This is a genomic window from Rhodococcus sp. EPR-157, from assembly GCF_001647195.1.
Lineage (GTDB): Bacteria > Actinomycetota > Actinomycetes > Mycobacteriales > Mycobacteriaceae > Rhodococcoides.
In genome coordinates this window covers 1-8,143 of record NZ_LVCV01000449.1, presented here as the reverse complement: position 1 = coordinate 8,143, position 8,143 = coordinate 1, and the positions used below count along the sequence as shown (strand labels likewise).

The 8,143-nt window shown below is 65.1% G+C and carries 9 protein-coding genes; all 9 read right to left on the bottom strand.

Going from position 1 to position 8,143, the window contains the following annotated elements; genetic code table 11:
- Positions 1-407, bottom strand: a 407-nt coding sequence (locus A2J03_RS20970) for a hypothetical protein (protein ID WP_156520493.1), incomplete at its 3' end; no start/stop codon positions are given.
- The gene (locus A2J03_RS30655; RefSeq protein WP_068377884.1) at positions 404-898 is read right to left on the bottom strand and encodes a hypothetical protein; all 495 of its coding nucleotides are present in this window, start codon (positions 896-898) and stop codon (positions 404-406) included. The genes A2J03_RS20970 and A2J03_RS30655, both read right to left, overlap by 4 nt.
- An 8-nt stretch (positions 899-906) precedes the next feature.
- Positions 907-3,810 carry a hypothetical protein gene (locus A2J03_RS20960; RefSeq protein ID WP_156520492.1) on the bottom strand — a complete coding sequence of 968 codons (2,904 nt, stop codon included), beginning with the start codon at positions 3,808-3,810 and terminating at the stop codon, positions 907-909.
- The gene (locus A2J03_RS20955) at positions 3,803-6,337 is read right to left on the bottom strand and encodes a hypothetical protein (protein ID WP_068377880.1); all 2,535 of its coding nucleotides are present in this window, start codon (positions 6,335-6,337) and stop codon (positions 3,803-3,805) included. Before A2J03_RS20955 ends, A2J03_RS20960 begins: the two co-directional genes overlap by 8 nt.
- The gene (locus tag A2J03_RS20950) at positions 6,330-6,599 is read right to left on the bottom strand and encodes a hypothetical protein (RefSeq protein ID WP_068377878.1); all 270 of its coding nucleotides are present in this window, start codon (positions 6,597-6,599) and stop codon (positions 6,330-6,332) included. Before A2J03_RS20950 ends, A2J03_RS20955 begins: the two co-directional genes overlap by 8 nt.
- A complete protein-coding gene (locus A2J03_RS20945; RefSeq protein ID WP_082897980.1) occupies positions 6,600-7,010 on the bottom strand; it encodes a hypothetical protein in 411 nt (136 codons plus the stop codon).
- Positions 7,010-7,375, bottom strand: coding sequence for a hypothetical protein (locus A2J03_RS20940; RefSeq protein ID WP_068377876.1), 366 nt, complete (start codon positions 7,373-7,375; stop codon positions 7,010-7,012). The genes A2J03_RS20945 and A2J03_RS20940 overlap by 1 nt, the downstream gene beginning before the upstream one ends.
- Complete coding sequence (locus A2J03_RS31900; RefSeq protein WP_269455231.1) at positions 7,372-7,503, bottom strand: hypothetical protein; 132 nt, start codon at positions 7,501-7,503, stop codon at positions 7,372-7,374. Before A2J03_RS31900 ends, A2J03_RS20940 begins: the two co-directional genes overlap by 4 nt.
- Positions 7,500-8,143, bottom strand: a 644-nt coding sequence (locus A2J03_RS20935; protein WP_068377874.1) for a peptidoglycan-binding protein, incomplete at its 5' end; no start/stop codon positions are given. The genes A2J03_RS20935 and A2J03_RS31900, both read right to left, overlap by 4 nt.

The following is an 8,143-nucleotide window of genomic DNA, read 5'->3' as shown; positions in this document are numbered from 1 at the left end:
GTCGTGTAGCCGGCGAGATCGGCTTGCGTGACGTTGGCGCCACTGGTGCCGTTGACGATCACGACACCGTTTGCGAGGAGCCTGTGCGTCATGCTCGCGTGGGCACTCGTCGCTGCACGCGCGCAACGGCTCACAAGGTTCACCGTCACGCCCGCCGGCAGCACCAGACCGCGCGATGTGTAGGCCGAACCAGGAAACCCCGCACGCGCTTGCCAGCCGGTGATTTCCGTCCACACCGACACGGAGGTGGACTGGTTCGGTGAAGCCTTGTCGATGCCCATCCCTGCGGCGGGGAACGAGGACCACGCCTGCACAGCGGAACCGCCGACGCCGACCATGATCCGCTTGGCAGCCACGGCAGCTACCATCACGCGCTGGATCGCAACACCGGCAACACGAACAGTCACGGCACGATCACCGCAATGAACCCTGCAGCGTTCTTCACCCCAGAGGACAGGGCAGCGTACTGCGCCTCAGTGCCGGACCACAGCGCGGTAGTCGCGCCGGCCGCGATCGACGGTCCCGCGGGACCTTGCTCGCCGGCGGGACCTTGCTCGCCGGCAGCACCCGGTGCGCCTGCAGGACCGGCGGGGCCTGGCTCACCCTGCTCGCCGGCGGGACCAACCGGACCGGCAGGACCTTCCGGTCCGCCGGCAGGACCTGGCTCACCCTGCTCGCCGGCGGGACCTGGCTCACCCTGTACGCCGGCCGGACCAGCAGGACCTACCGGTCCCTCGGGGCCGACCTGCTGCCACTCCAGCTCGGACCACGGATCGACGCCGTTGCCTAGCTTGAACCGATCGGCGTCTCTGTCGTAGCCAGGCTCGCCGGCAGCGAGCACCGGGTTGGTCGATGCCCATGCAGCGGACGTGCCGCGCCGAACTTGTATGCGGGACATGGATTCTCCTAGATGTCTTTGAACTGGAAGTCATCGAAACCAGCGCTCGCGGTGGTGTCCTCGCGGGAGATCAGCAACCCGCCATGCTTGCCGCCGATCACCGCGAAACCACCGGGGTCGGTCCACTCGAACAGGAAAGTGTCGTCACGGTAGAAGCGGTATCGGTCACCCTCGCGGCGGAACCGCGCTCGGTTCAGTGAGGTGAACGAGGTGTCGATGTCACGCTGGCTGCGCACCGCTGTCATGGTCGGGGACAGCACCGCCGAGATGATCACCTGCGTTCGGTTGAACTCGACCAGCACGCCGGACGTGAGCGTGTCGTTGGCGCCGAGGATCAAGCCCTGGAAGCTGGTCGTCGGGGCAGAGGTGACACGGCCGGACACCTCCTGGTTGTCGCCGTTCACCGGGTCGACGTACGTGATTGCGAACTTGCCCTGATAGCCGTTGTCCAGTCCACCTGTCGAGGTGGTCATCACCAGCTCTTGACCGATGATCACCGGCGTGGGTGTCGGGTTGTAGTAGCGCCAGTTCGCGCCAGCCGGCCCGTTCGGGCGGGCGAAGTCGTCGGACCGTGTCAGCTTCACGATCGCCGGCGCGTCCTGGTCACCGCCGTCGACCACTCCAGCGCCAGGATGCTCGGGGTTGCCGCCATCCACGAGGCCGGCCTCGCCTTCGACAAGGGCCGGCTCCAACGCCTCCCAGTCCTCGGGTGCCGGCAGCCAGAGGTTCTGCTCACCGGTCGCGTCGAACCGCACATCGACGGTCCATTTGAACGAGGACCTGTGCGGCATGATCCGGTGCTCGAGGCGACGAATACGGCGCACCACGCGCTGCCCTCGGTAGGTGACGCCGAGCGCATCGAGAGACTGCAAGCGTGAGATGAGTTGGAGATCGGCATCGGTGATCACCGTCAACCGCAGGCGGTCGATGGTGGGGCCTTCGCCGGCGTACTCATCGAGCACGTCTGCGGCCCACTGGTCGAACGTGGTACCGAACTTGTCGGCAATGATGTCGTTCCACTCACCGGACCCACGGATCACACCGAAGTTGCGGCGCTGCAAACCGAACAGCTCGACCGACGTCTCACGCCGATACTCGATCCGCCGAGTACGGGAAGCTATGTCGCCGAGCATGATCGGCGCGGCCTCACGGTCGAGCTGCCGATCCACGAAGTCCGAGCGATCGAGCAAGTGTTCCTCCACCGCGACCGCGTTGACGATGTTCGCGGTGTCCGCGCCGGACTCCAGCTCGCGACTGTTGTAACTGATGTCACCCTCGCCGGGTGCGTCCGACAATTCGGCAACAGTCGCGGCCGGCAGCGTCGACGTGACGATGGTCTGGTCATAGCGGTCCACGAACATGAACGCTTTGTTCGTGTTCCGAGTGAGCATCAGGGCATCCTGCATTGTCTGCGCGGAATCGGCTGCGTACGAGGGGAAGTAGTCCCACCCATCCGGCAGGTTACGCGCTGGCCCGGTGTAATCGACACCGTCGACCACGATGGGCACACCGGCGGTGTGCACCAGCGGGCCGTACTCGGACAGGCGATCGTAGGCGACGGGGCATTCGACCTGACCGACAGCGCCGTGAGCGGAGTGCACGACGATCTCGACCTGATCGGGCCGGCCGTAGCGGTGGACGATTCGCCGGCCTCGGATGACACCGCAGTACACCTGCGTGTAGCCGGCGGAATGCAGCGCCAGTAGACGCACACGCTTGCCGGCGCGCAACGCTGGACTGACAGTGTTCGAGTTGAACTTCACCGTCAGCAGCGCGAGATCCGACTCGATATGCTCGGCGGCGATCGAGGCAACGTCGTCGATGATGTCGGCGAACAGATAGCGGTAGGTACGGGTCTGCTCGTAGGTATCCGTCCGCACCACTTGCGCGGACACGCGCTCGACGCCGAAGCTGCCGGCGGACACGAGCTCGATCTTTCCGGTAGCCGTCGACACCGGAGTGCTCACACGCTGCCCTGGTGCGAGAGCGATCGTCGTCAACAGTGGACCGCGTGCTGTATCCCACTGGTACACATCGACATTCACAGCCGACACCGACGTGGACACCAGCACCACTTCGCTATCCGGCGGGAGATTGTCGAACCTCGATCGACTCGGGTACACCGCACCCGTCGAGCTGAGCACACTCGGCACTGTGTTGTTGATCGAGTCCGGCCGGCGCACGAACAGTCGCAGCGGAGACGCCTTCGAGATCGCAAAGAAGTTCGTGTCGAGCGCACCGAAGTAGAACGACTGATACTGCCCGGTGTGCGGGGCATTGAGGCCCTGCGCGATGAGCATCACCGACATGTAGATCCGATCGACGCCGGCCGGCACCGTCGCATCCGACACCGTGGGGAGCGTGACTTGCACGTACCCGTTGGGGGCGACGAACGGGACGTAGTTCTGGAAGACCTGCTGCGAGGTCAGCAGCTCGATCTTGGTGGTGGTTTCGACGCCGTACTCATCGGTCGTCGTGCCCGTTCCCCAGATCGTGACACGGACGTCCTGACCGCGTAGCTGCCCGTCTGCGGCATGGTTGTGCAGACCCGTTTTGCGGAGCTGGAAGACGCCGGCGAAGTTGACCTTCATGCCGGGTTTAACGGGGATCGCGACTCGGGTCTGCGCGAGGACCGGACCGAGATCCATTGCCTTCTGCGCTTCGCCGCTGGAGTTGACGTTGATCACCCAGTTTGTGCGGGTGCTGGCGAAGGTGCGGGATGACCACGACTCGTCGTCGCGGAACAGGGTCTCTGGGGGGAATGCCATGCCGCCGTTGTCGCGGCAGTCGAACACGAGTCCGTCAGGCTCGTAGCTGCGCTGGGGGAGTGCGAGACCGTTGGGTACCCAGACGTTCTCGCGGCTGCGCTCGACCTGTAGCGCGACCTTCGTTCGGTCGATGAACCTAGACACTGACCACCGTCCCTGATGCATGCCCGACTGCCGTCTTGTAGGCGTCGAGACTGTTGGTGATCTCGCGGCCGATCTTCACCGGGTCCGCCATGACGCCGGCCTCGACAGTGACGTACACCTTCTGCGTCATGTCCATGCCGCCGGACAATCCGATGTTCGGCACGAGGTCGTCATCGAACGCTGTGTACACATCACCAGCGAGTCCCTGTGCGGCGCGCACGAGGTCACGCTTCTGTGACTGCATACCGCCGATGAAGCCTTTCACCATCGCCTGCCCGTGGGGAATCAGCATGATCCGGTCGGCGGCTATTCCTTTGCGGCCCTTGTAGTGTCCCTTGTTTGCTGCTGCGATCGCGCCGAGTTCAGCGGCAGCGGCAGCGACCGCGCCGGCCTGCGAGCGAATGCCAGCGGCGAACGATGCACCGGCGGCAGCGCCTTGGGCGGACAGGTCGACCGAGACGTTCTGTGCTGCTGCGGCCATCGACGCGGCGGCAGCAGCGACCGCGCCAGCGGACCCTGCGAGACCGGCCGCGAACGATGCGCCGGCCGCTGCGCCCTGCGCAGTGAGGTCGAGCGTGAACGCGGACATGTCCGGCGGCGTCACCTCGAACTCGATCGGGACCTTCACCGGCGCCGGCGGCTGAATGGTGAGCGTGTTCAACGCCGCTGTGTCGTACTCCACTGGCACCTTGAGCGGTGGAATGTCCGGCTGCGACAGGTTCGTCAACTCCGCCTGAGTCTCGATCACCACCGGGGCGAGTGGCGGCTCAGGTGCGGGCATCGGTTCCGGGGCGAGAGGCACCGGCACCGCTGCGGGCGACGGGACCGCAGGCATCGCACCGGGCAGAAGATCGAGCGGCAGTGGAGCTGCGGGCAGGGGCGGCACCGGACCGGCTACGGGGTTCACCGGCATCTCGACACCGGGCGCGAGCAAACCAGTGAGCGCTCCAGTGTCGGGCAGGACGAGTTCAGGTTCGATTTTCGGTTTCGGCGGGTCGTCGAACAGGCCTCCCCAGACGTCGCCGAATCCCAGTCCCTGCTTGAGTGTGTCGAAGAGGCTGCCTCCACCGGTCAGATCGGAGAATGCGTCGTTGATGCCTTGCACTGCACCGACGACTGCGGTGGCACCGTCCGTGAGGTTGGTCAGTGCACTGGTGATGTTCTCGATTCCGCCGGCGAGTTGATCCATGTCGACGGTCCCGGCGAAGTCACCGAAGCTGTTGGCCATGTCGGTCAGACCGCTTCCGACGCCCGACCAGTCCGTCGATTGAATGTTCGATATGAATTGGCCTATGCCGCTTGTGAATCCGTCGAGTGCCCCGGAATCCAGGTAGGCCATCATGTCGTTGAACTTTTCACCGACACCCACCAGCGCATCACCGGCCCCGGACACGATTCCGGGGATCATGCCGAACACGCGCTGCGCGCCCTGCACGATTGCGGGATCTCCGAGCGAGGCGCCGAAGTCACCGAACGATGCGATGAGAGCAGGTAGCTCGTTCATCAGCGATTGGATGTGCGGTACCGCGCCGTCGAATATGTTTTCCAGCGCCGGTCCGACTTCGGCAGCGATCGCGGGCATTTTTCCGGACAGTTCGTTGATCAGTCCGGCGACGCCGTTGGTGATGTTCTCCAGGTTCGGCCGGATCTGATGGAATGCCGCACCGACAGCGGTCGCGAGGTTGACGAGCGGGGTCTGTAGCGGCACCGCGATTTGCTTCATGGTGTTGACGACGTCGTCGGCCATGAACTTGAAATGGCCCTTGACTTCCTCGGACGTTGCGGCAGCCATGATCGGCAGGGCAGCAATCGCCGTACCGAATCCGACCGATACGAGGCCGGCGGCTGCGGTGACAGCGCCGAGCGCGGCAGCCGTGCCGAAGATGCCGGCACCGACCGCCCCCGATGCGAGCACGCCTACAGCTGGCGCGAGCGCGAGCAGCATCGGGGCAACTTTCCCGGCAGAGCTACCGACCGCACCTATGCCGCGTGAGGCTGTCCGTGAGGCAGCGCCGAGATCGATGGTGTCACTGTTCAGCGCACGCAACGCCAGCCGGAATGCTGCGAGTTCGTTTGCTGCGGTTCGCGTGTCGACGTCGAGATTGATCGTCACCGATCGGGGAATCGACGCGATGAACGCCGCCAGCTCGGACGCAGCGCCGGCGGTGTCGAGGTCGAGCGCCATGTGCGCGTTACCTCGAGCGACGTCGAACGCGGCGAGGCCGGCGAGCGCGCCGGCGTTGTTGAGTTCGACGTCGACTCTGATGGTGCGGTCGCGGAGCGCGGCGAGTTCGGAGCGCAGGCGTGTCAGCTCGGATCGGTCGACGGCTGTTCGGATCTGTGTGACGGTGTTGCGGACCGAGTTCATCTGGTCCTGTAAGCGTCGGAGCGAGCGGTCCTCGACGTCGACCGTCAGCTCGATCCGCTGACCACGGAGAGACTGAATGTCGGACTTGACGCGGCGAATCGCTTCTCGCAGGCCCGACTCGTGGCCCTTGAAATAGATGTCGACTGTGTTGCTACCCATCGGACAGGTCCTCCTGTAGTTCGCGTGGGAGTGGCAGTGGCTCGATTCCGTTGTCTGCCAACTGCCCTCGCAGTCGAGCGATGTAGTAGCGGCCGGCGATCTTCCATTCGTCCAGTCGGGCTACCTGCCGGTTGAGCGTGCCGTTGGACTTGATCAGTGCGACGACGTTGTCCGTCTGCACGCGGCTACGTGCCGATACGACCGTTGCCACGGCGGTGGCGATCGCGGCGATGGCAGCGGCGACGATCGCGGCGATGTCCATCTATTTCACTCCAAGTGCCGCCCAGAGGCGCATAGTTCCGACGTTGGCTGCAACACCGAGCACGAAGGCGATCACGCCGACGATGATCGGTGCCGGTGGGACACTGCGCAGCGGGCCGATGATGAGACAGAATCCCCAGAACGCCCAGCCGAGTACCACGAAACCGTGACCGATCAGCAACGACTTTTTGCGGAGGGCACAGACGAGGAGGATGAGCCCGGTGGTGATGAACAGGAACGGCCACACCGGGAATGCGGACTCGATCACGACGACGAGCGTTTCCTGTCCGACTGGGAGCGGCCGGCGGACAAGCTGCTCGGGACCGGCGTACAGCAGACCTACGACGATCGAGCCGGCGGCGAGGAATACCGAGAGCATCTGCGCAGCCGCGAGGACTGCCCGCTCGTTCATCAGCGACCGATCTTGCGCTGTCCGAACGCGAGCAGTGCCATGATGCCAGCGACGACCGCGCCGCTGCCTAGGCCCTTCCAGTCACCCAAGTCGAGCAGTTCGAAGTCGGGGCCGGCGACGGTGTCAGCAGCGAAGCCGAGCGCGCCGGCGAGTGCCAGTGCGACGACACCTTGCGCGGTGGTGCGCTTCGCTGCGGTGCCGGCGGCGACCTTCTCGACCGCCGGCGGGACTTCGACCTGTTCGAGTGGTTCGCCGCGATTGAGTGCTTTGGTGAACAGGGGGATGAGCTGAGCGAACCGTGCGTCCATCTCGGGGCCGACATGTTTCATGACCTCGGCGCGTACGAGGTCCAGTGGTCCGGTCATGACTTCTCTTCCATCAGTTGGACTTCGGACGGCAGCTCGGTCCGAAGTAGGTAGTTCGTGGCGGCGGTGACGCCGGCGACGACACCGAGCACCACCGCCGTTGCGAGGGTCTGGATTCCGAACCTCACAGTCCGAGCTTTCCGAGCGTGGCCGGCCCCGCGATGCCATCGACCAGTAGGCCGGCGCGCTGCTGGAACTCGCGCACCACGCCCTCGGTCGCCGGCCCGTAGTCACCGTCGACGGCGAGGCGTGAGTAGCGCGGGTAGTCGCGGTTCAGCCGTTCTTGCAGCCGGCGCACCGCCGGCCCTGTCGATCCGCGCAGCAGCAACGTGGAACCGCCCCCGACGCCGGGGTTGGGCACGACGACAGGGGCGGGAGTGGGTGTGGTGCTGCCGAACAGGCCCCACAGCCCACCGCGTAGCTCGTTCGCGAAGTCGACGTAGGCCCCCATCGGCTTGCCCTTCGCCACCTGGTAGTGCATCTCATCCACCGGGTTGCCGCCCCAGCAGTCGCGACCCCAGTCGATCAGCCCACGGAAGTCGACCTGCAAACCCTTCACATCGGACACCATGCTCGGCGCCATCCGATACACCCGGAACGGATACTTGTTCCAGTTCAGATCAACGGCAGTGCCCGACAGGTGATTCGATGTTGCGACACTGTTGGTCGGGGTCCAGCCGCCCTCGTCGGATGCGCCACCGGACAGCGGCTCGATGTGACGGTTGTACATGCCGGCGAACGCGTTGAGCACGAACCCACAGTCGTGCC

What these genes read in the sequence shown, in the direction of transcription:
- A2J03_RS20955 (WP_068377880.1), bottom strand. Translation starts at nt 6,337, where the DNA reads ATGGGTAGCAACACAGTCGACATCTATTTCAAGGGCCACGAGTCGGGC.
- A2J03_RS20940 (WP_068377876.1), bottom strand. Translation starts at nt 7,375, where the DNA reads ATGACCGGACCACTGGACCTCGTACGCGCCGAGGTCATGAAACATGTC.
- A2J03_RS30655 (WP_068377884.1), bottom strand. Translation starts at nt 898, where the DNA reads ATGTCCCGCATACAAGTTCGGCGCGGCACGTCCGCTGCATGGGCATCG.
- A2J03_RS20945 (WP_082897980.1), bottom strand. Translation starts at nt 7,010, where the DNA reads ATGAACGAGCGGGCAGTCCTCGCGGCTGCGCAGATGCTCTCGGTATTC.
- A2J03_RS20950 (WP_068377878.1), bottom strand. Translation starts at nt 6,599, where the DNA reads ATGGACATCGCCGCGATCGTCGCCGCTGCCATCGCCGCGATCGCCACC.